The sequence below is a fragment of the Anaerococcus ihuae genome, assembly GCF_928368155.1.
Classification (GTDB): Bacteria; Bacillota; Clostridia; order Tissierellales; family Peptoniphilaceae; genus Anaerococcus; species Anaerococcus ihuae.
Map to the genome: position 1 here is coordinate 733149 of NZ_CAKMRU010000001.1, position 25331 is coordinate 758479.

General features: G+C 28.2%; 27 protein-coding genes, 2 tRNA genes, 2 other RNA genes and 1 pseudogene. 6 read left to right on the forward strand and 26 right to left on the reverse strand.

Features of this window, described 5'->3' with window-relative positions:
• Nucleotides 1–172: 172 nt before the first annotated feature.
• The 3 genes from recR to dnaX are packed head-to-tail and all read right to left on the reverse strand — an operon-like array spanning nt 173 to nt 2858.
• Nucleotides 173–772 (reverse strand): recombination mediator RecR, encoded by a 600-nt coding sequence (recR, locus tag L6653_RS03505; RefSeq protein WP_236785544.1) that lies wholly within the window; start codon nt 770–772, stop codon nt 173–175.
• On the reverse strand, nt 772–1104 hold the full coding sequence (locus L6653_RS03510) for a YbaB/EbfC family nucleoid-associated protein (protein WP_049690893.1): 333 nt from the start codon (nt 1102–1104) through the stop codon (nt 772–774). The genes recR and L6653_RS03510 overlap by 1 nt, the downstream gene beginning before the upstream one ends.
• An 11-nt stretch (nt 1105–1115) precedes the next feature.
• Complete coding sequence (gene dnaX / locus L6653_RS03515; protein WP_236785545.1) at nt 1116–2858, reverse strand: DNA polymerase III subunit gamma/tau; 1743 nt, start codon at nt 2856–2858, stop codon at nt 1116–1118.
• A 106-nt stretch (nt 2859–2964) separates the two neighbouring features.
• Between dnaX and L6653_RS03520 the strand changes: the two genes are divergently transcribed.
• The 3 genes from L6653_RS03520 to cbpB all read left to right on the forward strand — a co-directional run bounded on the left by L6653_RS03520 (nt 2965) and on the right by cbpB (nt 3853).
• Nucleotides 2965–3055: transfer RNA gene (locus L6653_RS03520), tRNA-Ser, on the forward strand.
• Nucleotides 3055–3321, forward strand: an RNA gene (ffs, locus tag L6653_RS03525) — signal recognition particle sRNA large type. The genes L6653_RS03520 and ffs overlap by 1 nt, the downstream gene beginning before the upstream one ends.
• 64 nt (nt 3322–3385) lie before the next feature.
• Nucleotides 3386–3853: a cyclic-di-AMP-binding protein CbpB gene (cbpB, locus tag L6653_RS03530; protein ID WP_236785546.1), complete on the forward strand. Its 468-nt coding sequence runs from the start codon at nt 3386–3388 to the stop codon at nt 3851–3853.
• A gap of 40 nt (nt 3854–3893) precedes the next feature.
• Here the strand turns inward: cbpB and L6653_RS03535 are convergent, their stop codons facing one another.
• A complete protein-coding gene (locus tag L6653_RS03535; protein WP_236785547.1) occupies nt 3894–5483 on the reverse strand; it encodes a GlgB N-terminal domain-containing protein in 1590 nt (529 codons plus the stop codon).
• A gap of 148 nt (nt 5484–5631) precedes the next feature.
• Here L6653_RS03535 and L6653_RS03540 point away from each other — a divergent pair, with 148 nt between their 5' ends.
• Nucleotides 5632–6477: an AraC family transcriptional regulator gene (locus L6653_RS03540; protein WP_236785548.1), complete on the forward strand. Its 846-nt coding sequence runs from the start codon at nt 5632–5634 to the stop codon at nt 6475–6477.
• A gap of 47 nt (nt 6478–6524) precedes the next feature.
• On the opposite strand, the gene L6653_RS03545 is transcribed toward L6653_RS03540, so the two are convergent.
• The 3 genes from L6653_RS03545 to tuf form a co-directional block, all read right to left on the reverse strand.
• Nucleotides 6525–7154 (reverse strand): HlyC/CorC family transporter associated domain-containing protein, encoded by a 630-nt coding sequence (locus L6653_RS03545; RefSeq protein ID WP_236785549.1) that lies wholly within the window; start codon nt 7152–7154, stop codon nt 6525–6527.
• A 15-nt stretch (nt 7155–7169) separates the two neighbouring features.
• A complete protein-coding gene (locus tag L6653_RS03550) occupies nt 7170–8441 on the reverse strand; it encodes a putative glycoside hydrolase (RefSeq protein WP_236785550.1) in 1272 nt (423 codons plus the stop codon).
• 63 nt (nt 8442–8504) lie between these two features.
• On the reverse strand, nt 8505–9701 hold the full coding sequence (gene tuf, locus L6653_RS03555) for an elongation factor Tu (RefSeq protein WP_236785551.1): 1197 nt from the start codon (nt 9699–9701) through the stop codon (nt 8505–8507).
• A 137-nt stretch (nt 9702–9838) separates the two neighbouring features.
• Here tuf and L6653_RS03560 point away from each other — a divergent pair.
• A tRNA-Thr gene (locus L6653_RS03560) sits at nt 9839–9914 on the forward strand.
• Nucleotides 9915–10678: 764 nt separating this feature from the next.
• On the opposite strand, the gene L6653_RS03565 is transcribed toward L6653_RS03560, so the two are convergent.
• From L6653_RS03565 to L6653_RS03625, 13 genes and pseudogenes are all read right to left on the reverse strand, one after another.
• On the reverse strand, nt 10679–11185 hold the full coding sequence (locus L6653_RS03565) for a DUF4355 domain-containing protein (protein ID WP_236785552.1): 507 nt from the start codon (nt 11183–11185) through the stop codon (nt 10679–10681).
• Nucleotides 11186–11389: 204 nt separating this feature from the next.
• On the reverse strand, nt 11390–11650 hold the full coding sequence (locus L6653_RS03570) for a hypothetical protein (RefSeq protein ID WP_236785553.1): 261 nt from the start codon (nt 11648–11650) through the stop codon (nt 11390–11392).
• 238 nt (nt 11651–11888) lie between these two features.
• Nucleotides 11889–12221: pseudogene (locus tag L6653_RS08845) on the reverse strand (YjcQ family protein).
• Nucleotide 12222: 1 nt separating this feature from the next.
• Nucleotides 12223–12447, reverse strand: a complete 225-nt coding sequence (locus tag L6653_RS03580) for a hypothetical protein (protein WP_236785554.1) — start codon at nt 12445–12447, stop codon at nt 12223–12225.
• The gene (locus L6653_RS03585) at nt 12410–13306 is read right to left on the reverse strand and encodes a minor capsid protein (protein WP_369806166.1); all 897 of its coding nucleotides are present in this window, start codon (nt 13304–13306) and stop codon (nt 12410–12412) included. The genes L6653_RS03580 and L6653_RS03585 overlap by 38 nt, the downstream gene beginning before the upstream one ends.
• A 59-nt stretch (nt 13307–13365) precedes the next feature.
• Entirely contained in the window at nt 13366–13635 is a 270-nt protein-coding gene (locus L6653_RS03590) for a hypothetical protein (RefSeq protein ID WP_236785555.1), read from the reverse strand.
• Nucleotides 13636–13825: 190 nt separating this feature from the next.
• Nucleotides 13826–15091 carry a uracil permease gene (gene uraA, locus L6653_RS03595; protein WP_236785556.1) on the reverse strand — a complete coding sequence of 422 codons (1266 nt, stop codon included), beginning with the start codon at nt 15089–15091 and terminating at the stop codon, nt 13826–13828.
• Between the two features lie 172 nt (nt 15092–15263).
• Nucleotides 15264–15440, reverse strand: coding sequence for a 4Fe-4S ferredoxin (fdxA, locus tag L6653_RS03600; RefSeq protein WP_236785557.1), 177 nt, complete (start codon nt 15438–15440; stop codon nt 15264–15266).
• Nucleotides 15441–15524: 84 nt separating this feature from the next.
• Nucleotides 15525–16343, reverse strand: coding sequence for a PSP1 domain-containing protein (locus L6653_RS03605; RefSeq protein WP_236785558.1), 819 nt, complete (start codon nt 16341–16343; stop codon nt 15525–15527).
• Nucleotides 16318–17148, reverse strand: coding sequence for a DNA polymerase III subunit delta' (locus L6653_RS03610; protein WP_236785559.1), 831 nt, complete (start codon nt 17146–17148; stop codon nt 16318–16320). The genes L6653_RS03605 and L6653_RS03610 overlap by 26 nt, the downstream gene beginning before the upstream one ends.
• 1 nt (nt 17149) lies before the next feature.
• Nucleotides 17150–17479: a cyclic-di-AMP receptor gene (locus L6653_RS03615; RefSeq protein ID WP_236785560.1), complete on the reverse strand. Its 330-nt coding sequence runs from the start codon at nt 17477–17479 to the stop codon at nt 17150–17152.
• Nucleotides 17476–18105, reverse strand: a complete 630-nt coding sequence (gene tmk / locus L6653_RS03620) for a dTMP kinase (RefSeq protein ID WP_236785561.1) — start codon at nt 18103–18105, stop codon at nt 17476–17478. The genes L6653_RS03615 and tmk overlap by 4 nt, the downstream gene beginning before the upstream one ends.
• Nucleotides 18106–18202: 97 nt before the next feature.
• On the reverse strand, nt 18203–18850 hold the full coding sequence (locus L6653_RS03625; RefSeq protein WP_236785562.1) for a 50S ribosomal protein L25: 648 nt from the start codon (nt 18848–18850) through the stop codon (nt 18203–18205).
• Nucleotides 18851–19004: 154 nt separating this feature from the next.
• On the opposite strand from L6653_RS03625, the gene tpx reads away from it, so the two are divergent.
• Nucleotides 19005–19517, forward strand: coding sequence for a thiol peroxidase (gene tpx, locus L6653_RS03630; RefSeq protein ID WP_236785563.1), 513 nt, complete (start codon nt 19005–19007; stop codon nt 19515–19517).
• Between the two features lie 135 nt (nt 19518–19652).
• Here the strand turns inward: tpx and L6653_RS03635 are convergent, their stop codons facing one another.
• The 6 genes from L6653_RS03635 to L6653_RS03660 all read right to left on the reverse strand — a co-directional run bounded on the left by L6653_RS03635 (nt 19653) and on the right by L6653_RS03660 (nt 25331).
• On the reverse strand, nt 19653–20645 hold the full coding sequence (locus tag L6653_RS03635; protein WP_236785564.1) for a lipid II:glycine glycyltransferase FemX: 993 nt from the start codon (nt 20643–20645) through the stop codon (nt 19653–19655).
• Between the two features lie 77 nt (nt 20646–20722).
• On the reverse strand, nt 20723–21514 hold the full coding sequence (locus L6653_RS03640; RefSeq protein ID WP_236785565.1) for a bifunctional 5,10-methylenetetrahydrofolate dehydrogenase/5,10-methenyltetrahydrofolate cyclohydrolase: 792 nt from the start codon (nt 21512–21514) through the stop codon (nt 20723–20725).
• Nucleotides 21515–21563: 49 nt separating this feature from the next.
• The gene (locus L6653_RS03645; RefSeq protein WP_236785566.1) at nt 21564–23249 is read right to left on the reverse strand and encodes a C40 family peptidase; all 1686 of its coding nucleotides are present in this window, start codon (nt 23247–23249) and stop codon (nt 21564–21566) included.
• 268 nt (nt 23250–23517) lie between these two features.
• An RNA gene (rnpB, locus tag L6653_RS03650) (RNase P RNA component class A) lies at nt 23518–23852 on the reverse strand.
• Nucleotides 23853–23890: 38 nt separating this feature from the next.
• Nucleotides 23891–24658, reverse strand: coding sequence for a Nif3-like dinuclear metal center hexameric protein (locus L6653_RS03655; RefSeq protein WP_236785567.1), 768 nt, complete (start codon nt 24656–24658; stop codon nt 23891–23893).
• Nucleotides 24636–25331, reverse strand: a complete 696-nt coding sequence (locus L6653_RS03660; protein WP_236785568.1) for a tRNA (adenine(22)-N(1))-methyltransferase — start codon at nt 25329–25331, stop codon at nt 24636–24638. The genes L6653_RS03655 and L6653_RS03660 overlap by 23 nt, the downstream gene beginning before the upstream one ends.

Below are 25331 nucleotides of genomic sequence, written 5' to 3' on the forward strand. Positions count from 1 at the left end.
CCTTTAAGACTAAAAACCATCCTATTAGGATGGTTTGTTAAGTTTTTTATTCAGCTTTAAAAAAATTCACTAAATTAATTATTTTAAAAATTTATTAGATAAATTTAAAGACCAAACATATTACTAGTTCTGTTTTATTATATCACAAAACAAGATAATTTTAATAATATAATTAAATTTCTCTTCTATCTTCCAAGGCTCTTTCAAGAGTAAGTTGGTCAAAATATTCCAAATTTGATCCGACAGGAATTCCTGAAGCAATTTTAGAAACTTTGACATTTTTTCCTTCTAATAAATGAGCTAAAAACAAAGAAGTTGTTTCCCCCTCAATTGTGGAAGAAATCGCCAAAATAATTTCTTTAATATTTTCCTTATCAATCCTGTCTAATAATTTATCAATTGATAAATCTTCAGCTTTTACATTATCAGAAGGTGAAATGAGTCCTCCCAAAATATGGTATTTTCCGTGAAAAACTTGTGATTTTTCAATCGCATATAAATTTTTTACATCTTCAATTACACAAATTATATTCTCTTCTCTTGAAACATCCTTACAAATTCCACAAATTTCATCTTCTGTCAAATTTCCACAAATTTTACAAGGATGAATTTTCGATTTTACTTCAAGAAGAGAATTTGAAAATTCTTCTACACTATCCAAATCTTTTCCAACTATGCTCATTGCAAGTCTTTCGGCACTTTTTTTGCCAATAGTTGGAAGTTTTTGGAATTGTTCAATTAATTTAGTTAAACTTTCAGGATACAAACTCATTACATTAGTCCAGGAATATTAATATTTCCTGTTAATTTTCCCATTTCTCTTTGTGTATATTCGTCAGCTTTTTTCAAAGCATCATTTACTGCTGCAACAACCAAATCTTCGAGCATTTCAGTATCTTCAGGATCAACTACATCCTCGTCAATATTTATTTTAACTAATTCTTTTTTTCCATTTACAACTGCTTCAATAACACCACCACCAGCTGTTGAAGAAAATTCTTTTTCTTCAATTTCTTGTTGGGCTCTTGCCATTTCTTTTTGCATTTTTTGTACTTTTTTCATCATATTATTCATATTTCCACCTGGAAATCCGCCTCTTGCCATAATATTCTCCTTTATTCTTCAATTATTAAATCATTTTCAAAAACTTTTTTTAGTTTTTTTATTACATCGTCTTGTGGATTTTTTTTAAATCCTTCTATACTATTATTCTTGTTAGAAATTTTTTTGTCAATAGATGACACTTTTAGCTCAAATTCTTTTCCTGTAACTGCCTTTAAAATTTCTTTCATTCTTGGCTTTGATTCTTCTAAAAATTGGCTGTATAAAATATTAGAATAATAAATTATGAAATTATCTTTTTCAATGTAATAATTAAAACCTTCATCTTTAAACATAGCCCTTAAAATTGGAGAACAATTTGATGAAAGTTCTCTTACAAAAAGTTCTTCTTGGTCTTTATCTAGAACAAAACTTTCCTCACTCTTTTCTTCTAAATTTTCTACATTTTCATCCTTTTCAATAACATTTTCAAGATCATTTTTTTCTTCTTCTATTATTTTTTTATCATCTGAAATCTTATTATTTTCAAAAGATTTTTCTAGATTTTCCTCATCCTCTATTTTTTCTTTTTTAATAGGAATAGAGTTTTCTTTTACTATAAATTTATCTGGATTTAAATTTTCAAATTTTTGATCAACCAATTTATTTATTATGTCGATTATATTTTCTTTTTTTTCTTCTTCTAATTTTTTAAGTCTTGATAAGATATCTTCTTCATCTTTTAAATTTATAAGTCTTAAAATTGTCATTTCCATAAGGAGAGAAGAATTATCAGATAATTTCATCCTATTTGAATAATCATTTAAAATTTCAAGATATCCTACTAGCCTTTCTGATGAAATTTTTTCTATTTTTTCTTTTATTAATTCAATATATTCTAAATTTTCTATATATTTTTCATTTTGACTTGTCTTATAAACCATAATATCCCTAAAATACCCAACAAGCCCATCCAATATATCCTCATCATCCTTGTCATTTTCTCTTAAATAAAAAAGCAAATCCAAGGATTCTTTTTGATTGTAGGAAATTATATTATCAACTAATTTATCCAAAGAATCAAAATCAACCAGGCCCAAAATATTTTCAACATCTTTTAGGGAAAAATCCTCTTTTTCAATTGATAAAACTTGGTCCAAAATAGAAAGGGCATCTCTCATTGCTCCCTTGGCTTTTTTTACGATAAGATCTTTTGCTTCAACTTGCATTGAAATATTTCTGTCAGATAAAATTATATCAATTTGTTTAATTATATCTTCTCTACCAATTTTATTAAATTCAAATTTTTGTACTCTTGATAAAATGGTTTTTGGAATTTTTTCAATTTCTGTTGTAGCAAGAATAAAAACCAAATGACTTGGTGGCTCTTCCATAATTTTTAATAAAGCGTTAAAAGCTTCTCTTGTAATCATGTGAGCCTCATCAATAATATAAACCTTGTATTTCAAATTATTTGGTGGATAAACTACAGTTTCTTTCAAATTTCTAATATCATCAATTCTTCTGTTACTAGCAGCGTCCATTTCTACAACATCCATTGTCGTTTCTTCTTCAATTGATTTACAATTTTCGCACTCACCGCAAGGTGAAGAGTCTTTAGGATTTAGACAATTAATAGCCTTGGCAAAAATTTTTGCACAAGTCGTCTTTCCACATCCCCTTTCGCCCGCAAATAAATATGCGTGAGATATTTGACCAGATTTAATCTGATTTTTTAAAACATTCACAACCCTGTCCTGACCCAAAACGTCAGAAAATTTTTGAGGTCTGTATTCTCTATATAAAGCTTTTGCCATAATCTTTCCTTTCCCTAAAGATTATACCATAGTGAAAATATTTTTTTAATTTAAAAATTCATTTGAATTTTTTTGAAAATAAAGTATAGTTTTTATCTGTAAGCATGGAGAGCTGTCCGAGCGGCTTAAGGAGCACGATTGGAAATCGTGTATACATTGATAGTGTATCAAGGGTTCAAATCCCTTGCTCTCCGCCATGCACTAGATGGGGAGTTAGCGGTGCCCTGTAACCTGCAATCCGCTATAGCAGGATTGAATTCCCAAGTTAGGATTTTAAAATATATAGTCTGCCTCAAATAAGCGGTGTTGATTGATGGGTCTTACGCAATAAGAAACTATGAACCATGTCAGGACGGGAACGTAGCAGCATTAAGTAGATCTTCTTATGTGCCGTAAGGTCACCTGTCATGAGCTGGCTGTTTGAGTAACGTATAAATTTTATTATACAAGCTTGGGTGTGCTTACATAATATACTCTATAATGCCTTTTGTTTTTACAAAAGGCTATTTTTTTAAGAAGGAGTAAAAATGATTGGTGAAAAATTAAAAAAATTATTTAATCAACCTACTGCAAATCTTATAACTCCAGCAAGTGAAGTTGCAGTTGTAAGAGAAAATGACACACTTTTGCACGCAATAATTGTTCTTTCAAATAGGTCCTATCAAACTATTCCAGTTCTTGATGATAAAGACAGGGTCAGAGGTTTAATTTCAATTTCAAAAATTGTAATTTCTTCAGAAGATGTTACATTTTTTAACGAAGAAATTCTAACCCAAACCAAGGTAAGTGAAGTGATGGACCAAATTGTTCCAATATTGTTTGACGATTCAGACCTTGAAGATATATTAAGACTTATTATTAATAATAATTTTATATGTATAACTCATAGAAATGGATATTTTGTTGGAATAATTACAAGAAAAACAATTTTGGAAAGATTTACAAATATTGCCCATAATTTAGAAAATGAATATAAATTAATTGAAAAACCATAAAAAAATGCTCTTGCAAATTTTTTATTTGCAAGAGCTATTTTTATTTTATTCTAAAAATCCCAGACCCATATGCAGGGATAATACTTTTATTTTTTAAATTTTCATCAAAACTTGTCAAAACTGTTTTTGTCTTATTTAAATAGCCTATTTTATATTCCAAGTCGGTCAGATTAATTATAATTAAATACTCAGAATTTTTTCCTTTTCTTTTAAAGGCAAAAAGCGAATAACCTTCAATGTCTAAAACTTTTGTCTTAAAATCTCCTTCATATAAATCCTCATTGTCTTTGAAAAATTTAGAAATTTTCTTATAAAATTTGTTAAAATCTTTTTCATTTTTATTTTTTACTTCAAAGTCTATTTTTTTATCAAAACTATAAGTTTCCAAAGATCCTCTTTCATCTTCCATAAATAGAATTTTTTTAGAATTTAATGTATATGTAAGCAAAAATAAGGTCCTTAATTGGTCATATTTTTTGTCATTTGAGTGCATTTTCATAGCAAGACTCGCTCCCTCACCCAAACTATCAAAATAATTAAAACCAAGAAGAAATTTTCTATAATCATTTTCAATCAAATTTTTTACAACATAAGAATAATCGTGCCTTTGATAAGGATATTTTTGCATAATTTTTATTATTTTTTCCATAGTTTTATCATAAATATAAGAAAATCCTAAATCAAGACCTATGTCATCTTTCCAAATCGAATTATAGAAACCGAGACTTAATTTATTTAAACTTTTTATATGAGAATTTATTATTTTAATTAGTTCTATCCAACTTTGATTAACACCTCTTGACTTATCTCCTTGCCAAAATATCAAATTTTCTAAATTAATAAAAGATAAGCCATCAAGATTAAATTCAACAATTAAATAATTGATAAAAGATAAAATAAAAGATTTTACAATTTTTTTATTTGGATCTATATTTATTTTCCCATCATAATTATACAAAATATCATCATAATCATAAGTATACATATTTGATCCATCAAATCTAAGCAAAGATTTTTCATTAGGATAAAAAGAAGATATTTCTACATCCATGATTATTCCTATATTATTTTTATGGCACCTATCAATAAAGACTTTTAAATCTTCTAAATCAAATAACTTTTTATTATAAGAAAAACTGTCAGTAAAAATTTCCATAATTTTTAAATGGGTAAAATTATTTTCTTTTATATAATCAATAAATTTATCGTTTGTAAAAATTTTCTTATCTATATTTCTAAAATTTATCTCATAAATATTTAAATTTCTATTTTCTTTAATTTTATAAGAATAATCAAAAGACTTATCGAAAATTATGGAATTTTCACATTTTTCATCTGATAATTTAGAAAATGGATCTAATTTATAAGATTTTCTCCCATTTTTATCTTCAATCACATATAAATACTTATCAAATTCTTTAACATTTTTTATAGTTTTTGAAAAAACACCGGTTGAATATTTTCTAAGTTTTTCCTCTTTCCAACCATTAAAATCACCAACTATGTAAATATTTTTAGCACTTGGCCCAAGTGTCCTAAATATATAAGAATTTTCACTTTTTTTATGGTTTCCAAAAAACTTATAGCCATCAAAAGATTCCCCATTCAAATATTTTCTAGTTTCCATCATTATTCCTTCCTATATTTAATATAAAATAATCATCTATTAATTCATTATTTATTATATCATATATGCTTCTTAGTCCAAGAAATCATCTTGTAGTAAAGTGATTTTTTATGTATAATGTATGTATGAAAAAAGAAAAGGAAAACATTTTATGGAAATTTTAGATAAACACGGAAACGATAAGTCAGACATGCAAAATATCTATCTTAAAGTTCTTTATGCAAAAAAATTTTCTACTTCCAATAATATAAATTCTAGGATTCATTTTCATCCATTTACAGAATTTTATTTTATTTTAGATGGAAAGGGAAAATTTTCAATTGAAGATAGGGTTATAGATACAAGTAAAGATGATTTCTTTATCATCAATTCAAATGTTGGCCACAGTATATATTCATCTAAAGACGAAAATTTAGTTTATATATCTTTTGGAGTAGATAGTATTTTTGTAAAAAATCTTTTAAATGACAATGATATTGAAGAAGATAAGTACATATATAAAAATATAGAAGAAAATCAAGAATATTTTATAAAATCCTTTGATATTATTAATGAAGAATTCAATTCTACTGATATATTTGCCCAATCAATGGCAAATGCAAAGGCAAGCGAATTTGTTATATCTTTACTTAGAAAATTTAAAGACGAGATAGTTATCACTAATGACATCAAAATCAACAAGCAAATTGATTACATAAAAAATTTCATTGATAATAATTACTCAGAAGATATTAAGCTCGAAAGCCTATCAAAAATGGCCTATATGAATAAATTTCATTTGATTGCTGAATTTAAACAATCATATAGAGTTACCCCTATTGATTATTTGATTTTAAAAAGAATTGAAGTTACCAAGAACCTACTTATAAGTACCAACCATTCAATGGAAGAAATTTCATCAATAGTTGGATTTAATTCCCAATCATATTTCAACCAAGTTTTTAGAAAAAAAGTAGGCTTAACTCCTTCTCAATTCAGAAAAAATCATAGAATTTAAGTCAGATAATAAAAAAATCATTAGCAAAAAAACTAATGATTTTTTTATTATTTTAATTCTTCAATTCTAATTCTTTTTATAACTCCATCTTTCATGCTAATAATCTTAAATTTATAAGATCCATATATTAACCTAGTATTTTCTTTTAATTCATTTATACCTTCGACCTTAGCAATTTCATAAACCAAACCGCCCAATGTATTTGACATATCTTGAGGTATATCTAGTTTATATTCTTCTTTTATTTTTTTCACAGTCATAGCTGCCGAATAAGTATTGTCAATTTTTGCCATTAAGCTATCATCTTTAACAACAAATTTTATTATAACAAATATTAATCCTATCGATAAGGATCCAACCAAAATATCAAGTAAATCTACTGAGTATAAAAGCATTTTCCTAGCTATTACAAATAAAATTAAGGTTAGGATAGCCTCGTGCGATCTAGTTAGAATCATCTCAATTAGCTCAATCCCTACAACCAATAAAAGTGCAAATTTCAAAAATTCATTTAATAAATCATAATTTTGTTTAAAATCTGAAGCCTTAATTACAGAAATTGCATATTTAACAAGAATTGGTATTGACAAAATTAAAGAAAATAAAATACTTACACATATAATAATTTCAACGGCTTTAATAGCCATTTCAATTTTTTCCTTTATTTTTTTTTCCATAAAATCTACTTTCTTTTAATAATCAACGCCCTTTGTATATTTTGAGCTTGCATTCCAAAGTAAAAATTCATTTTGACCAGAATCATAAATAGCATTTATTTGAGCTTCCACAGCATCCTTATCATATTCCATATAATTTCCACTTCCAATCCAAGAAGCTGTAAAATCTTGAATCCAAGGTCTTGATTGAGGCTTATGTTCAATTTCAGAAAATTCTTTTTGCTCCTCTTTTAAATATCTTTTTACAAGCTCATAAGGTTCTAAATCCGGCTTTTCAATATCAAAAGAATAAAATCCCCAATGTGAAGGATAAATCATAGAGCTCATTACATCTGTTTGATTAGAAATTTCTTTAAAATCTTGACCAATACCATCAGCTCTTCCAACCTGCATAGAATATCCAAAAACATCAATTCCACATGGAGTATCGTAATCTTGAAGCATTTCTCTTGCCTCTTTTACAAAACTAGTAATGGCATCAACCCTTTTGTCACCATCTTTCATTTTTAGATTTTCCCATTTTCCTTTAGAATAATCTAAATCATCGCTAATATTCTCAAATCCTTCAGCAAATCTCACATAATCAAATTGAATTTCATCAAAACCTGCCTCTGCTGCAAGTTCAGCAATTTTCAAATTATAATTTCTAACATCATCCATATAAGGATTTATGAAAGATTCCCCAAGTCCATTTACTAATAGAGAACCATTATTTAATTTGAATCCCCAGTTTGGATGTTTTTCAGAAATTACAGAATCTTTAAAAGTTGTGATTCTTGCAATAACATAAATTCCTTTATTGTGCATTTTTCTAATAAAATCATTGGCATCAATTACTTTATCAGTTGCATATTTTATATCCTTATCCTTAGATTTAAAATCACAAGTAATATTTCCCCAGTCATCTTTAATATCAATGACAACAGTATTAAGCTTTGTACTATCAATTAAATCAATAATTTTATTATACTTTTTGGGATCAGCTACAGAATATGGATTTAAATATATACCCTTAACCCCATCTTTTGGATAATATTTAGATTTTTTTTCATTCAATGATTTTAATCTAGACGTATCATAATCCATATTATAATCATCAGGTGCAACTCCAACAAGATAAGGTTCTCCTTTAGGTTTTTTCTCTTTTTTATTATTTATAGTTAAATTAGAATTTATATCGGAAAATGAATTACTTTCATCTTGTTTTTTGTCATTTCTTAAAGAGCAAGATGATAAAGTAATAGAAATTAAAAACAAAAATAATAAATATATTTTTTTATTTTTCATATAAACTCCTAGCCAAAATAAATTAAAAAAAGAGCAAGTCTAAAAGACTCGCTCTAAATAATATTATTGAATTACTTTAGAAACAACTCCTGAAGCAACTGTTCTTCCACCTTCTCTTACTGCGAATCTTAATCCTTCTTCAAGAGCGATTGGTTTTTGTAATTTGATTTTGAATGTTGCGTTGTCTCCTGGCATTACCATTTCTGTTCCTTCTTCTAGTTGGATATCTCCTGTTACGTCTGTTGTTCTGAAGAAGAATTGTGGTCTATAGCCTGAGAAGAATGGGGTGTGTCTTCCTCCTTCTTCTTTTGTTAGTACGTATACTTGTCCTTCGAATTCTGTGTGTGGGTGTACTGAGCCTGGTGCTGCTATTACTTGTCCTCTTTGGATTTCGTTTCTTTGTACTCCTCTTAGTAGTAATGCACAGTTATCTCCTGATTCTGTTACGTCTAGTGATTTGTGGAACATTTCGATTCCTGTTACTACTACTTCTCTTGTTTTGTCTGTTAATCCTACGATTTCTACTGTTGATCCTAGTTTTAGGGTTCCTCTTTCTACTCTTCCTGTTGCTACTGTTCCTCTTCCTGAGATTGTCATTACGTCTTCTACTGGCATTAGGAATGGTTGGTCGTTATCTCTTTCTGGGATGTCGAAGTATTCGTCTACTGCATCCATTAGAGCTAATATTTTGTCTGACCATTCGCCTTCTCCGCCTTCTTGTAATGATTTTAATGCAGATCCTACTATTACTGGTGCATCGTCTCCGTCGAAGTCGTATTCTGATAGTAGATCTCTTACTTCCATTTCTACTAATTCGATTAATTCTGGATCATCTACTTGGTCTTCTTTGTTTAGGAATACTGCGATTTTTGGTACTCCTACTTGTCTTGCTAATAGGATGTGTTCTCTTGTTTGTGGCATTGGACCGTCTGCAGCTGATACTACTAGGATTGCTCCGTCCATTTGTGCTGCTCCTGTGATCATGTTTTTAACGTAGTCAGCGTGGCCTGGTGCATCGATGTGTGCGTAGTGTCTTTTTTCTGTTTCGTATTCTACTACTGATGTGTTGATTGTGATTCCACGTTCTCTTTCTTCTGGTGCTTTGTCGATGTGTTCGTAATCTACGTATTCACCTGTTCCGTATTTTTTGTTTAATGCTTGGGTAATTGCTGCTGTTGTTGTTGTTTTACCGTGGTCTACGTGTCCGATTGTACCGATATTAATATGTGGTTTACTTCTTTCAAATGTTTCTTTACTCATTATTTCCTCCTAAATATTATAAAAATACTATACCATAAATTTTATATTTTTACTACAATTACATACATTATACCGTTTATTTTGCATATTTAAAAATTATTTGCAAAAATATTTTTCTATGGTATATTATTTTCAGTGCCACTTTAGCTCAGTTGGTAGAGCGCATCCATGGTAAGGATGAGGTCCTCAGTTCGATCCTGGGAAGTGGCTCCATTTTTTTTTGCCTATTTATAGGATTTTCAACATTTAATATTAATTAAATTCTACAAAAATCTATAAATTTTGATACGGTTGATAACACGTTGCTAACTCAAATATAACTTAAGACAAAGATATAATATAAATTTTTAAAGGGAGTTTTATCTCCAAATATTTTTTAAATTATTTAAATATACTTATTTTTTTAAAAAAATTCCATATAGAATGACCACCATCAATAATCCCATGGTATTTTTAGATACTTTATTTACAACTATATATATGTCTAGCTTTCAAAAGCATTATAAACTTCTTACATTTCTGAAATAAAACCATTTTTTTCTCTTAAATCTTTACAAATGTTTGATTGGTTGAATTTATCGCTAATTATACAATTACCAAAGCATTTTCGATTGCTTTTTTGTTTTTTGTATTTTTGTTGGTATATTCTCTTACTTACTATATTAATATTTTAATTAATCCAAATAAGACTACTACTGTTAAACATTTTACATTTAATTATTAAAAGTATTTCACATATTTTCTCATAAAAGCTAATCTAAGGTGTAGTGTCCTATTTGAGTTCCTACAAGCACATATCTTCATTTGATACTTGCACAAATGTAAAAAATCAAACTATAGCATATACACTATCATAATGAATATTTTGTATCACTATGTAGTTGCAACAGTTTCTGCACTTGAATTTTATGCTGACCTAACATTACAAATAGATTAAGTAACTACTATCAAGTTCTGATATTTAATAAATTTTTCACTTATCTTATTTGTTTTTGTACTCGTCTTTTAACCTCTGGACTTTTGCCCTTTAATCTTTCGTTCACTTTTTTTTCCACCAAGTCTTTTAACATATCAGCAAAATCTTTCACATTCTCTTTTGTAGATTCTGCCTCATCAGTTATAAGATTATTCACAAGATCATCAGAAATATTGAAGCCTTGTTCAATCAACATATTTTTCGCAACCTTTGCCATGGCTGATTGATTCTCTCTTTGCTTGTACTCTTCAAGTTCCTTTTTGTACTTGTCGAGTTCGTACTTCAACTTTTCATCTTCATTCATCTTTTCAAGCTTTCTGGCTTCCTCAAGCTCCTTGATTTTTTCATCTTGTTGCTTTTGCCATTTAGCTTTCTTTTCCTTGATGATTTCGTCTACTTGTTCATCAGAATATTTCTTTTCAGACTCTTTATTCTCATCCTTTTTTTCTTTTGTTTCTTCGATTTCTTCTGTAGTTTCTTCAACTTGATTTTTAGTTTCGTCTGCCATATTTACCTCCATAATTTAAAGTTGTAATGCTTAACTATCCTTAAAGTTTTACGTCATTAAAGCTTGGACATGGTGGGAAGAGTGGGATTCGAACCCACGAAGGCTAAGCCAACGGTTTTACAGACCGTCCCGTTTTCCACTTCGGTATCTTCGCAAATAAAAAATCGCACGATTAATTCACGATTTCTCACGATTAACGCACGATTATTTTTTCATTCCTTTGTTTACATTGTAGTATCTTTGTTTCTTATTAAGCTTCTTAAACTCTTCCTCAGTAAGTATCCTTTGCATTGCTAATTTATATTTCTTGTTATATGGATACTTGTTACTATCTATTAATCTTCTAACATTTAAAGCATCTTTCTTGCATAAAAAATGGGCGTGTTGCTCATAAGCACCGCCCTCTCTAATTAGTATCCGTTTTCTTTTCGGTAGTTTTGGATAATATTTTATTGTTAGTTTCATTATTATTTTTAAAATTTTCTTTATACCATTTTTCGTTTCTTATACCTATCACAACAGCAGATATAACCCATGTTATAATTAACAATCCTAATATTATATAAGGAGCAAACACTGCCCACCAAGACCAAGATATATAACCTAAAGCCTTTAATATTATTAAAGTTATTTGTAATAAAGTTACTATTTATTTCTCCTTAGTTTAAATTTAAAAAACACATTCTAACTCGAATGTGTTCGTTTATACAAACAAAGCTACAACATCAACCAATCCTTTTAATGATTCCTTAGCTTTTGCCATTAAATTATTATCAAATAAGTACTCTATACCTTTAGGTGTTATTTGTATTTCATTATAGTATATGATTTTACCATCTTTAGTTTTTTTGATATAAACCCCTTCGACAAATCATTGTTTAGATAGGTTTTCAATGATGTAATACCAATAGTCTTTATTTAGTCTTAAGCTCATATTTTCAAACTGTTCTTTATCGGGAGTTTTACCATCTTTCAAACACTCATATAGGTATTTTAAAACTTGGTATACAATTACAAAATAATCATCTTTTGACATATCAATCAGCTCTCTTTACCAATTCAATATCATCTTCTAAACACTGATGTATTTTATATTCCCAATCGCCTGACTCATAAAAAGTTTTTTCTTTATCCTCTATAAGATAAATATCTCTACCATTAATATTGGTTATATCTACAGCTGTGCCAATTACATTTTTATTAATAATTTTTACAGTATCAAATTCATTTATTCTTTTTTTCATATCTGTAAGCCGTAACAAATCTAGGCTTATCCCCCTTCCTATCAATGCTCCACGCTGTTCTAAAATTTCTTTTTTTATTAATTCCTAGTTGCATATCAATTCTAAAATTTTTGAAAGTGTAGTCATTTTTTCTATCATGAACTTTTTTTCCGTTTTTATAACCTTCGTACAACTGATCTAATAATTTATAAGAATTTTCTTCTTTAAACCCAACGCTTTTAAATTCTTGATAGTAATCTGTTCCTTTTTTTAGAAGATACTTATAAATTTTATTATAGTGAATTGTAAAATCTTCAGTATAAAAAACTTCATTAATCTCATTATAATTATACCCTATATCCTCTAAATTATAACTTTTATCAGAGTTTTTATCATCAAAATAAGTAACAGTAGTACACCTACACCTTGGATGCCATAAGGGGATATTATCACCCTCAACTGCTTCTGATATTTTAACAATATCCACATTATGAGGACTACAATGCCTGCAAGCTGTAGGCTCGGTCATTATTTCTAAATATTCATAACCACCATCTTTATATGCTTCAATTTGAGTTTGTATCCATACCCTGCCGCTTTCTGTATAAGCTAACCTTTCAGTAGCATTAGTTATATTTTTAATATCCTTACTAACTAAATCTCTGAGTTTTCTTGCAAACTCCCTGGGATTTTTGCCCTGTATTACAACAGATTCAATGTTTCTTTCAATTCGTCTCGATAATTCTCTTGCATCTCGCCAAATCCTATCAGAAAAATGGGCGTTGTGATAATCTTGGCTAACAATAAATCTTGCCCTTCTTTCAATTCCTGTTTGATTTATATTAAGTCCAAGAATACTCGCTTGACGTTTGTACTCATCAATTTTGCCTTTTATCAGACAACTACATTTTTTTCATTTTTTTATAAGAATTTCTAAAAAATTATAGGTGTTTACTTTTAATACCACATTATTTTGCAATCTTTAATTTCTTTGTTTCCTTCAACCATATCTCTCAATGCATTTAAAGCTTCAATAGCATATGGATAACCGCTGTATTCTTTCTCATCTGTAGGGCTTAATTCTATTTTATAATCAGCTAAATCCGCACAATTTACTGATACCTTACCAAACTCATTCCAATCTTCTGGATAATAATCAGCACATATCCAATTATTTATTTTTTTAATATTTTTTAACATTAACATTCTTATTAATTTTTCTCCCAAATGTCCTTCAGAACCTCTTAATATGTTTTAAAATTCTTAAAATATATTTATAATATGTTTTTAATTAATATTAGCGTTTTATTTATAAATAAACTCAATTTATTATTTTTTTCTTCTTAGTTTATTTTATAAATTATTTAAATCTAAATATATAAAAAATCAAGCCTTATGAAAGCTTGATTTTTATTTTTTATTGATTTATCAAATTTAATTTTCTTAGCAATGTTAAAAACGCAGATAGTAAAACTGCAACTACTGATGCTAGTACCATACCTTGTAATTGGATTGAACCAAATTTTATTGATAGGCCTGATAATCCTGCTATAAATATTGTTGATGTTAGGATTAAATTTATTGATTTTGAATAGTCTACTTTTTGATCTACTAATAATCTTATACCGCTTGTTCCTATCATTCCATATAACAAGAAGGTTACTCCTCCTATTACATCTCCTGGTATTGTTTGAATTAAGGCTGCAAGTGGTCCTACAAAGGCCATTAATATTGATATAACTGCTGCAGCTCCTATAACTTGAACTGAATATACTCCAGTTATTGCCATAACTCCTATATTTTCTCCATAGGTTGTTGTTGGAACTCCCCCGACTAATCCTGATAGAGCTGATGAGAAGTTATCTGCAAATATTGACCTATGAAGACCTGGATCTTCTAATAAATTTCTTCCGATAATATTGCTTGTTACAACTTGGTGTGAAATGTGTTCGCTTGTTATGACTAGTATTACTGGTAGCATTGATAAAATTGCTTCTATTGAAAATTTTGGTGCTGAAAAGTTTGGTAGGGTAAATAGTTTTGCTTCTAATACTGGTGTAAAATCAACCATTCCAAAAAATACTGAACAAATATATCCCACAACTATTGCTATTAAGATTGGAATAGTTGAAAAAAATCCTTTAAAGGAAACTGATCCAATTATTGCTGTAAAAAGTGTAATTCCAAATATTATAAAATCTTTATAATTTGCAGTATCTGTCATTAAATTTGCTCCGATTGAACCGCCTGTTACTGTATTTCCTGCAAGTTCAAATCCTATTAGGGCAACAACAGATCCCATAGCAGCTGGTGGCAATACTACGTCTATCCATCCTATCCCAAATTTATAAATTATATATGCCAAAAAACATCCTAGAATTCCGACCACAATAAAAGCACCTTGAGCATATTGAAATCCTTGACTTGCAATAATAGCTGTTCCTGGTGCTAAAAATGCAAATGATGATCCCAAATAAGCTGGTGCTTTCTTTTTGGTAAATAATATAAATAATAATGTTCCTATACCATTCATAAAAAGTACAATTCCGGGATTTATTTTAAATAAAATAGGAACTAGAACACTTGCTCCAAACATTGCGAATGTATGTTGGATTGAAAGTGGCAATAACAATTTAAATGGCAACTTATCTTCTACATGGTAAATTTTTTTAGAATTTTTCATAATACCTCCTTGTATATATCAAAAGATATGTTAGCAAAAATTGTATTAAATGTCAATATTTTTTGTAATTATTAATTTAAAAAACATTCATTTATTTTACCTATTCAAATTTTAAATTTTATAAAAATAAAAGACCCAGCCAAAGCTGAGTCCATTTTTTTATGTATATATCTTATTCTGCTGGTGAGATTGCTTCTACTGGGCAAACTGCTGAACATGCTCCACAGTCGATACAAGCATCTTCGTCTATAACGTAAGCTGCATCTCCTTGTTCAATTGCTTGAACTGGGCATTCACCTTCGCATGATCCACATGATATACATGTATTTTCATCTATTCTATAAGCCATAATATTACCTCCTAATTTGTTATATCATTATTATAGTAGCTAATCTTATTAATGTCAAATGATAGTAAATCTCAATTTTTATTTCTATTTATCCATTACTCTCCTTATATCTTTTGGACAGTAAGATTTTTCGATTTCTGTATCATCTTCTTCGATTCTAACCCTCACCTTACATTTTTCTTTGACATAATTATTTTCAACAACTACCCCTACTCCATCTTCTGTTTGTATTTTTTCACCAACTTTTGGCATAGCTTTTTTTGCTATTTTGTAATTTTCATTTTCGTAGGATAAACAACACATTAATCTTCCACAAAGTCCTGAAATTTTATTTGGATCTAGAGTTATATCTTGTTCTTTCGCCATTTTTATTGATAGAGGTTGAAAATCACTTAAAAATCTTGCACAGCAACATTTTTGTCCACAAATTCCAACACTTGAAACCAATTTTGCATGATCTCTTACTCCAATTTGTCTAAGTTCAATCCTATTTCTATAAATAGATGCAAGTTCTTTTACTAATCTCCTAAAATCTACCCTATTATTTGATGAAAAATATATTAGCAATTTTTTTCTATCTAAAGTAAATTCAGCTTCAATAGCATGAAGGTTTAAACCGAGTTTGTCCGCCTTATTTTGGCATATCTCTACAGCCTCTTTGGCGTCTTTCTTGTTTCTTTCGTAAGTTAAAAGGTCATCTTTATTAGCTTTTCTTATTATTTCATTTAAATCATGGTCAAACTCATCTTCTTTGATTTCTTTTATTGAAGTTTTTACCATTCCCATTTCTACACAAGAATTAGAGTTTACTATAACCCTATCCCCAATTTCCAAATCAAAATCCAAAGGATTGTAATAATATATTTTTCCAGTTTTTTTAAAGCTTATCCCTACTACCTTCAATACTTTTCCCCTCTCTATAAATAAAAATAAGGAAATTTTCAACTGACATGTCAAAATTTGCATTATTTTTAAATCCTTTTGTTATTTGCTCAATTTTTTTTATTATCCTATCAATAGAATCAAAAGGTAATTTTTCTATTTTCCTAAGGTAAAACAATATTTTCTGATTTTCTTTTAAATTATCTGTATAGTATTTTAATTTTATCAAATTATTAAAAAAATTTAAAATTTCACCAAATAATTCCTCTTTATAGTCTTTTGCCTTGGCAAAAAAATCCTTATTTTTATAATAAAAAGAAAAATTTCCAGAAATTATTTCACTCAATATATATGATAGTTTTTCTCTATCTACATATTCATTTTCAACCTGACTTTTAAAATTAATTATTTGACATCTTGACCTTATAGTTTTTAAAAGACTGTGAGCATTATTTGTTGTAAAAATAAGAATAACATAGGATTTTGCCTCTTCAATACTTTTTAAAAGAGCATTTGAGCTTTCTATACTCAAATTTTCGCTATCCTTGATTACATAAATTTTAATTTTCCCATTTGTAGGCCTTAGATACATATCTTTAATTAAAAACCTTATGGTCTTTATGCTTATATTTTTTTCTTTTTCATCTTTTTCAATTATTTCAAAATCAGGATTTTCTTCAAGTTTTGTATCAATACCATATTTTTTAAAGACACTCGTAGAAAATTCCAATGCCTTTTCTAGATTATAAGAAGAATTTCTAGATTCAAAAATATAGGCATTGGAAAGTTTGTCATTTTTTATTTGATTTTTTAAAATCTCTGTCATATTAGATTCTTATATATTGGTCGACATCTAAAATAAATAACGTAGCTCCTCCTACATTGACATCCACTGGCGCACTTGTTGCCAAAAGTGGAGAATCTGCTGTTGGATTTATAACTGATGATTGGGTTGTTCTTTTTTTACAATTATCTTCAATGATTTTTTTTACCTCATCAAGATTTTCTTCTTCAATACCAATAAGAAGAGTAGTATTTCCTTCTCTTAAAAATCCACCTGTTGTTGCAAGTTTTGTAACCCTATATCTTTTTTCCGTCAAAGAATCCATCAAAAAGTTTGCATCTGCATCTTGAACTATAGCTATTAAAAGTTTCATTTTTTCTCCTTTAAATAAGTCTTAATTACACCTAAACAATTATTAACAACTGTTTCTACATCTTTACTAGCATCTATTTGGATAATTTCATCCTTAAATTTTTTAGATAAATCTATATAGCCATCATAAGTTTTTTTGTGAAAAGAATCATCTTCATTTTCCAATCGATCAGAAACAAAATTCCTCCTTTTCCTATCAATTGCAGTTTTATAGTCTATATTTAAAAACAAAGTTAAATCAGCCTTTATTTCTCCAATGGCAAAGTCATTTATATTTTTAACCTCATCAACACCAAGACCTCTTCCAATTCCTTGGTATAAGATAGAACTCATTACAAACCTATCACAAAGAATAATTGATTCCTTTTCTAACAAAGGTCTTAATTTTTCTTCTACTAGTTGAGCTCTACTTGCAGCATACAATAAAGCCTCACACCTTGCTGACATTTTTATATTGTCATTATCTAAAATAATTTCTCTAATTTTTTCTGAAATTTCCGTTCCGCCAGGTTCCCTAAACTTATATATATCATACCCATCTTGCATTAGTTTCTTATAAACTTTCTCCAAAACAGTAGTTTTACCAGAACCATCCGGACCTTCAAATACAATTAATAAACCTTTCATATATTTATTATACAATAAATTGAAAAAAGATTAAAATTTGAAAAATAAAATAAATTTTTGCAAAAAAAAAGACCATAAAGGCCTTTGTTTCTTAGACTTATTCTTCGTCTTCTTTTTCTTCAGTTTCATCAACAGTTGGTACGTCAGCTGCAGATTCATTATCTTCTTCTTCATCAACAATAATTTCTTCTTGAGGTTCTTGAAGTGAACAAACAACTTCATCGTCTTCAAGTAAAATATTGATGTTTTCATCTTTAGCAATATCAAGATCAGCAACTGTGAAAGCATCACCAATTTGCATTTCAGTTACAACAACTTCAGCATATTGTGGAATATACATTGGTAAACATTCAACTTCAACAGTATCAATATTTTGAACTAGAACTGAAGGTTCAACCCTAATATCATCTCTACCGCTTAAATAAACTGGAACTGTAACTCTGATTTCTTCTTTTGCGTTGATTGCTTGGAAATCTACATGGAAAAATTGAGATTTAAATGGGTGCATTTGATAATCTTTAATAAGTACTGGTACTTTCTCTCCATCAAGATCTAAGTCAATAATTGTAGATGTACCTGCTTGAGATAATACTTTTTCAAAATCTCTTGAAGTAAATTGTACATTTATATTTTCTTTATCTTTACCATATACAACACCTGGTACAATAGCTTGTTGTCTAAGTTTATTAACTTTATTTTTTCCGACAGCTTCTCTATTTTCTGCTTTTAAAACTATATCTGCCATTGTTTCCTCCTTATTTTATCTAACTTTCATACTGATTAATTATACCTTATTTAAAAGGATTTGACAATAATAATATTATTATTTAAATTTTTTTAAAAAAATCAAAAAATTGGGTATATAAATATAGAAACAATTATACATTTAGGAGGTATAAATGACAGAAAGAAAGAAAAAATTCGGTGAAGAAGAAATCACAGTAATCGGAGAAGAATTAAAGGTTGGAGATATTGCACCTGATTTTAAAGCAATAAATAACGACTTATCAGAATACAATTTTTACAAAGAAGAAGAAGGAAAAATAAAAATAATTTCAGTAGTACCATCACTTGATACATCAGTTTGCGAAATTCAAACAACAAAATTCAACAAAGCTGCTGCAGAAATTAGTCCTGACGTTTCAATTGTAACAATATCAAACGACCTACCATTTGCACAATCAAGATTTTGCTCAGCAAAAGGAATAGATCAAGTAAAAACAGTATCAGACTATAATTACCTAGATTTTGCTGAAAAATATGCAACCTTAATCAAAGAATTAAAATTGCAAAATAGAGCAGTATTCGTTGTAGACAAAGATAACAAATTAGTTCACGTAGAATATCTAGAACAAAACACAGAACTACCAGACTACAAAGCTGCAATAGAAGCTGCAAAGAAATTAGTATAAAAAAATAAATCTTTAAAATCACAAAAATCCACAAAAATAGCTAGAGTTTTCTAGCTATTTTTTTGAATAAAAAAAGCAAACTCAATTGAGTCTGCTCTTAATTTTTATATAAAATTTAATATAAACTTAGGTAAATTATTTAGTAATCAAAAATTCATTGTAAGCATCTCTATCATATACAACATCAAGCTCACCGATGTAGGCTGTGTATTTATTTGGATGACAGAAATGTTCCTTATATCTATATAGACCATCCTTCTTATCTAAAGAAAATACTCCACCAAGATCTAAAGATTTATATCCATTTTTCACACCATATTTTACTTCTTCCCAAAGCATATTATAATTTGGCATTTTATTTCTCTTTTCATTAGAGCTTGCAGCATATAGATAAGTTAAGCTATTCTTATAAGGGACTACAATTGATGAGCACAATACTTCTCCCTCATAATATGAAGAGAATATTTTACATCCAAAATTTTCAACTAACCTTTTATGATATTCTTTAGGTCGATATGTAATTCCTTGTCTTTTAGCCATTATTTCTGTAAGTTCATAAAACTCATCCAAAGTTTTTTCGTTAGTTTCAATTTTTGTTTCAATACCAGCTCTTATAGATTTTCTTATGTTATATCTTCCCTTACTTGAAAAATTTTCAAATATTTTTTCTTCATCACCAAGAGATAAATCTATTACCATATTATATCTTGGCTGGGTAAAACTATGTATAGGTTCACAAACAGACCTAAAATTATAACCCATTTTTCTATATTCATGAATTGGTCTTTCTTCAAATTCAAATTGAGGATCAATTCGTAAAAGAAAAGCATCATATTTTTCTTTTAAACACTCAGCCTCTTTTATTAGTCTATCAACCAAATCATAATCTGTAAAATCGCAAACAGGACCTCTTGGAGCATACAAAAAGTGTTTTCCATTTTTATTTTTTATCCCAAGCACTGAAAGTCCAGCAATTATTTTCTTATTTTCTTCTATATATACAAAATCATGAGTCCAATTATTTTTTACATTTGACCATAATGGATCTTGATAAAAAGTTCCATATGGTGAATTTCTTACAAATTCCTCATATCTTTTTAAATCTTCTTTCGTGTTTACTATCGGCATTTTTTCTCCTTAAATTCATAATAATATTAATAGTATTAATATGTACTATTATACTATTTTAAATTTTATTTAAAACTTTAATCCATAACTAATTTTTCAATTAAAGATAAAGTTGTAATAGACCCTATTCCATTCCTACAGGTTACAACTTTAACATCCAAGTTTTCAATACTTTTATAATCTATATCACCATACATTTTACCATCAATAAAACTTGTACCAACATCTATAATAGTTTGACCATCTCTAAAATAATCTGAATTATAAAAATTAGCTTTTCCAATTGCCGAAATAAATATATCTGCATTTTTGATTTTTTCTTTTTGTTTTATAGTTTTAGAATTAAATAAAGTGACAGTGGATTTTTTATAATTCAAATACATAGCTAAAGGCTTACCTATTACATTTGTTGAATTTGCAATTACAATATTCTTACCTTCTAAACTTATATTCATATAATCTATGAATTTAATAATAGATCTTACAGTTTGTGGCAAATTTTCGAAATTTTTATCCATAATTTTGCCCAAAGAATCATACCTAAAACCATCTAAATCATTAAAAGGCATATTCTCTCTTAAATAATCTAACTTAGTATCACTTGATAGGGGTTGAAGAATTATAAAACCATCAATATCATCTAATTTATTACAGTAGTTTAGAATATCAATATGATTTTCATTAGATAAGAATTTCTTATCTAAATATCTAATATTAAATTCATCACATCTTTTTATTATTGACTTTTTATATTGGTCTACACCATTATTATTTCCCTGAGATATTATTAGTAAAGTTTTATTTTTTTTATTCGATCTTATTTTTTTTATTAATTCATCTTTTAATGATTTTGAATTTATAATTTTCATAATTTCACCTAAAAAAAAGCACCCCATCGGGGTGTTTTTTACATTTTAATTAAAATATTCTTCTTGCTCCTACGCATACAGCCTTGTACCATGGATCATACACATTACCTGTACATACTCCTGTACTTGGTGTTGATGCGTGAACAAAATTACCACTTGAATCTGTAACTATACCAACGTGGTCTACTCCACCATTGTATGAAAATAATAGAATATCTCCAGCTTGTAGACTTCCTAGTCCTACTGAATATCCATTTCCAGCTTGACCAGAAGTTGTTCTAGCTATATTAACTCCAACTTGTCTATAAGCATATTGTACTAATCCTGAACAGTCAAATCCACCAGGAGCTGTTCCTCCCCAAACATATGGATTTCCTATCATTGATGCTGCGATATTTGCAGCAGCTTGTCCACTTGCTGATACTTGTGGTCTTTGTTGAGCAGTTGTTTGTTGAGCGATAGCATTATTATTTTGTTTATTATTTTGAACAACTTGTTGTGGTTTTGATACTTCTGTATTTGATAATAAGTTTGCACTTATATATCCTGTTTGTCCATTGTAATTAACTTTTAACCAACCGTTAGCTAATTGTCCACTAACTTTATCTCCCATAGTATAATTTCCAATTATATTATTTGAAGTTGATGCTCCTGCTCTTACGTTTAATGCAGCTGTGTTAACCCAACCAGTATAAGCTTGAGATTGAACTTTATTTTCTTGTTTTGCAGGTGCTGGAGTTTGTTGATTATTTTGTGATTTTGTTTCTTGTTTATTTTCAACTACAGGTTTTTTAACTTCTGTGTTTGAAAGGTAATCAGCAGAAAGGTAAGCTACTTGTCCATTATGATTAATTTTTAACCAACCATTTTCAAGTGTTCCTGATACCTTATCTCCCTTTGTAACAGATCCTATTATATTAGAATTTGTATTTGCATTGCTTCTTAAATTAAGAGCATAAGTATTTACCCATCCAGTAAATGCAATTGGTTGAGCTACTTGGTTTTCTTGTTTTTTAGCTTCTTCTTGAGCTTTTGCTTCTTCGGCTTTTCTTGCCTCTTCTTGAGCTTTTGCTTCTTCAGCTTTTCTTGCCTCTTCTTGAGCAAGAACGTCTTCAGTGCTAGCTTGTTCTACTTCGATATTTTCTACAGCTTGATCAGATAAAAAATCTAATTTTATGTATCCATTATCAGTTTTTAACCAACCATCTTCAACTCTACCAACGACTTTAGTATTTTTACTTAATACATCTATTACATTATTTTCTTGATCTGATTTTGATGATCTAAGATTTAATGAATCTACAGCTACAAATTTTTCGATTATTGGGCTTTCTTCTAAAACTTGACTAACTGTATTTTCTTCTTTATTATCTTCAACTTTGTTTTCTTCTATTTTCTTATCTACAGCTTCAACAATAGCATCCTCACTAGATGATTCAAAAATAGAAGAATCTGTTAAATTTCTAACTTTTGATAATTTAGCATCTTTATTATTTTCATTTTTATTTTCATTTTTTTCTGCAAATTTTGTATTTTTAACTTCATTAGAATAATCTTTTTTTACAGATTTAACTTTGGACGCATATTCTTTTTCAATGAAAGATACATTATTATCTAAAACTTTCTTTGATTGATCTTCTTTATCTAAATTGTTAATCGTTGAAGCGTAAGCTGTTGCGCCAATTGTTACTGCAGCTAACACTCCTATAGTCGATCCAATATTTTTTTTACTCATTTGTTTCCTCCGTCAAAATATAATTTTTTACTCTGTTATGAAATCTAAACTAATGATATATCTTTTTGACAAAATAGTCAATAATAAGTTACAAAAAAATTACACTTTTCCCTATATTTTTTATGTTAATTTGTGAAAACACTTGTATAAACCCAATTTATATAAATATTTTTAAAAATAGATTTATTTTCGTAACTTATTTTAATTATTTTTATGAATTGTAACAATAAAAAAACTACCCATATAAAAATGGATAGTCAAATTAAAAATTAAGAGTAAATCTGTAAGCCGTGTTCTGTTAAAAATAATCATCTATCTAGGCTAATTGTCACCAATTAGCTCAAGCGAACTACCATACTGGACCGTTTCGAGTAGAAATCCTAATGTCCCTTTTGTTCTTGCACCGGATGGGGTTTACACAGCATAATTATCACTAATTACCTGGTGAGCTCTTACCTCACCATTCCACCCTTACCAAAAATTTTGGCGGTATACTTTCTTTTGCACTTGCCTGAAGGTCACCCTTACTAGACGTTATCTAGCATCCTTACTCTGTGGTGCACGGACTTTCCTCGTACTTGACGCGATTATTCAATTTACTCCTTTAGATATTTTATCACTTTTTTTTATTTTGTAAAGATTTAGAAAAATTCTCTAAAAGAATCTTCTTGAGAATATGTATAAATTCCAGTAGCAAAATGATTTTCTAATAAATCTTTAAGCATGTAAATAACATGATTTTCGCTAGCAAAATGTCCTGGATCTATGATGTTTATATCTTTACAATTATCTAATGCTTCGTGATATTTTATATCGCTTGTGAGAATTAGATCACAATTTTTATCAATTGCATCTTTAATAAATTCACTTCCAGCTCCTCCACAAAGTGCAACTTTTTTTATTTTCTTTTTCTTATCTCCATAAAGTATTAAACCCTTACAATTTAATTTTTCTTTTACAAATTCTGCAAAATCAGCTGAAGATATTTCATCAACAAATCCAAATCTTGCCATTGGAATTTCATTTTCTGTATCGAGATTTGAAATTTTTTCAAGCTCTAATATTTTAGCTAGATTATCATTAACCCCGCCTTGCCCCTTGTCCAAATTTGTGTGCATAGCATATACACTTATATCATTTTTAATTAATTTTTCTATTTTTTTATTGTAATCTTTTGTAAAATCAAGGGATTTTATTGGTGAAAAAATAAAAGGATGATGATTTATTATTAAATTACAAGATTTTTCCTTAGCTTTTTCAATTGTTTGATAATCAAGATCTAGAGAAATCATTATATTTGTTAATTCATTTTCTACATTTCCAATTTGAATACCTGTATTATCCCAATCTTCTTGTAATTTTAAAGGAAACTTTTCTTCCATAAAATTAACTATATCTTTTATCTTCATAATTTTTCACCTCTTCTATTGCTTTTAGTCTTTCTTCAATCAAGTCTAAACCTTCTTTATTTTCTGAAAATTTCTCTATATTTTCTTTAAATTTTAAATTTTTCTTATAAATTTGATCAATTCTTTTCATTAATAATGGATTGAAATCCTGATATATAAATTTTCCAAAATAAATTTCACCCAAGGATAATTTCCTATCTTTACCATTTTTAAATCTAATTATATCGTAGTGTTTCCTACCATCTTTAATAAGAAAATCTTTATCAATATAAAAGTTATTTTCATTTAAAAATTTTCTTAATTTTTCATTTCCAATGTTTCCTTCACAAATTACATAGTCAAGTCTTCTTACTTTTTCAATATTTTTATTTAAAATTTCAATTATACTGACAGCACCCATACCTGCAATGATTGCAACTTGATTTTCTTTTACTTCTACCTTATCCAGTCCATCACAAACTTGGGTTTTAATTATTTTTTTTAAATTTTCATCTAATTTATCTTCTAGTTTTTGAAGGCTTTTTTTTGAAATATCTGTTGCAAGTATATCTTTAGAAATTTCATTTTTTGCTAAATATAAAGGGACTAATCCATGATCAGTCCCTATATCAATTACGCTTTTACCTTCATCGACTAGATTTGCAATATATTCTAATCTTTTAGTAATTTTCAT

Coding starts and splice junctions, on each gene's coding strand:
- L6653_RS03645 (WP_236785566.1), bottom strand. CDS start 23,249: ATGAGTAAAAAAAATATTGGATCGACTATAGGAGTGTTAGCTGCAGTA.
- L6653_RS03550 (WP_236785550.1), bottom strand. CDS start 8,441: ATGAAAAATAAAAAAATATATTTATTATTTTTGTTTTTAATTTCTATT.
- L6653_RS03625 (WP_236785562.1), bottom strand. CDS start 18,850: ATGGCAGATATAGTTTTAAAAGCAGAAAATAGAGAAGCTGTCGGAAAA.
- tpx (WP_236785563.1), top strand. CDS start 19,005: ATGACAGAAAGAAAGAAAAAATTCGGTGAAGAAGAAATCACAGTAATC.
- L6653_RS03610 (WP_236785559.1), bottom strand. CDS start 17,148: ATGACAGAGATTTTAAAAAATCAAATAAAAAATGACAAACTTTCCAAT.
- recR (WP_236785544.1), bottom strand. CDS start 772: ATGAGTTTGTATCCTGAAAGTTTAACTAAATTAATTGAACAATTCCAA.
- L6653_RS03615 (WP_236785560.1), bottom strand. CDS start 17,479: ATGAAACTTTTAATAGCTATAGTTCAAGATGCAGATGCAAACTTTTTG.
- L6653_RS03535 (WP_236785547.1), bottom strand. CDS start 5,483: ATGATGGAAACTAGAAAATATTTGAATGGGGAATCTTTTGATGGCTAT.
- L6653_RS03635 (WP_236785564.1), bottom strand. CDS start 20,645: ATGCCGATAGTAAACACGAAAGAAGATTTAAAAAGATATGAGGAATTT.
- fdxA (WP_236785557.1), bottom strand. CDS start 15,440: ATGGCTTATAGAATAGATGAAAATACATGTATATCATGTGGATCATGC.
- L6653_RS03545 (WP_236785549.1), bottom strand. CDS start 7,154: ATGGAAAAAAAAATAAAGGAAAAAATTGAAATGGCTATTAAAGCCGTT.
- L6653_RS03565 (WP_236785552.1), bottom strand. CDS start 11,185: ATGGCAGACGAAACTAAAAATCAAGTTGAAGAAACTACAGAAGAAATC.
- L6653_RS03660 (WP_236785568.1), bottom strand. CDS start 25,331: ATGAAAATTACTAAAAGATTAGAATATATTGCAAATCTAGTCGATGAA.
- L6653_RS03570 (WP_236785553.1), bottom strand. CDS start 11,650: ATGAAACTAACAATAAAATATTATCCAAAACTACCGAAAAGAAAACGG.
- L6653_RS03655 (WP_236785567.1), bottom strand. CDS start 24,658: ATGAAGATAAAAGATATAGTTAATTTTATGGAAGAAAAGTTTCCTTTA.
- uraA (WP_236785556.1), bottom strand. CDS start 15,091: ATGAAAAATTCTAAAAAAATTTACCATGTAGAAGATAAGTTGCCATTT.
- cbpB (WP_236785546.1), top strand. CDS start 3,386: ATGATTGGTGAAAAATTAAAAAAATTATTTAATCAACCTACTGCAAAT.
- tmk (WP_236785561.1), bottom strand. CDS start 18,105: ATGAAAGGTTTATTAATTGTATTTGAAGGTCCGGATGGTTCTGGTAAA.
- L6653_RS03640 (WP_236785565.1), bottom strand. CDS start 21,514: ATGAAAATTATAAATTCAAAATCATTAAAAGATGAATTAATAAAAAAA.
- tuf (WP_236785551.1), bottom strand. CDS start 9,701: ATGAGTAAAGAAACATTTGAAAGAAGTAAACCACATATTAATATCGGT.
- dnaX (WP_236785545.1), bottom strand. CDS start 2,858: ATGGCAAAAGCTTTATATAGAGAATACAGACCTCAAAAATTTTCTGAC.
- L6653_RS03510 (WP_049690893.1), bottom strand. CDS start 1,104: ATGGCAAGAGGCGGATTTCCAGGTGGAAATATGAATAATATGATGAAA.
- L6653_RS03540 (WP_236785548.1), top strand. CDS start 5,632: ATGGAAATTTTAGATAAACACGGAAACGATAAGTCAGACATGCAAAAT.